The organism is Bartonella queenslandensis AUST/NH15, assembly GCF_000312585.1.
In the GTDB taxonomy this organism is placed as follows: Bacteria; Pseudomonadota; Alphaproteobacteria; order Rhizobiales; family Rhizobiaceae; genus Bartonella; species Bartonella queenslandensis_A.
Window position 1 is genome coordinate 1 of record NZ_HE998284.1, and the last position, 825, is coordinate 825.

An 825-nucleotide genomic window follows, 5' to 3' on the forward strand; every position below is an offset into this window, starting at 1 on the left:
GTGTTTACTCAGGACTTTCTCCCTCAAACATCTGTACAGGCTGTCCAGGCATAATCGTAGAAATAGCATGCTTATAAACCAGTTGTGCATGTCCATCTCGACGCAAAAGGACACAAAAACTATCAAATGAAGTTACAATACCCGTGAGTTTAACGCCATTAACAAGAAAAATTGTAAGAGAAATTTTTTGCTTACGCACCGTATTTAAAAATACATCTTGCAGGTGTTGTGATCGCTCTGCCATTATTCTTACACCTTCATCTCGGTTGCATAAAATATTCGTGCATGCATATCGACTGAAAAATATTCAATTGTCAACGTAGAAGCTTCAAATTTTAGCAACAAACAACTGAAATTAGAGAAAAAACTGCTCTTTAAGGCAATAATAAAGCCCAGCCTACGAAAATCTACCATTAAATTCAAAATTTTTCCTACGTTTACTTTTTTATGAACTTACAGTTAAAAGACAGATTTTTATACATTTTAAACTATTAACTATTATATATAGACACTATATGAGATAGTGAATTTCCTGCGTTTAGAATCAATAAAATTAAGCGCACAACAACATTTATTGCACAACAACATTTATTATTGAGCATCACTATTCAGAAAATACATTACACTGCACTATTTTTTACATTGATATATAACTGCCATTAAATTGTCTTTATCTCAAAGAGAATAGGGTGATAGGGCTTTTTATAAGCACAAGTTGTAAACAGTATTTTTATTGTTTTTTAGAATCAAATAATAAATTGTTTTTATTATATTTTATAACCTTTTTAAACAAAGTATAAGATAGCGCGTTAACTTTATTTTGAT

Annotated in this window: 1 protein-coding gene; it reads right to left on the reverse strand. The window is 30.3% G+C overall.

All coding sequences use genetic code 11. The annotated features are described in order from the left end of the window. Positions 1-4: 4 nt before the first annotated feature. Positions 5-244, reverse strand: a complete 240-nt coding sequence (gene hfq, locus BN338_RS10215) for an RNA chaperone Hfq (protein ID WP_012231869.1) — start codon at positions 242-244, stop codon at positions 5-7. Positions 245-825: the final 581 nt, after the last annotated feature.

Excerpts from the sequence above, each read along its gene's own strand:
- hfq (WP_012231869.1), bottom strand. The coding sequence starts at position 244 with ATGGCAGAGCGATCACAACACCTGCAAGATGTATTTTTAAATACGGTG.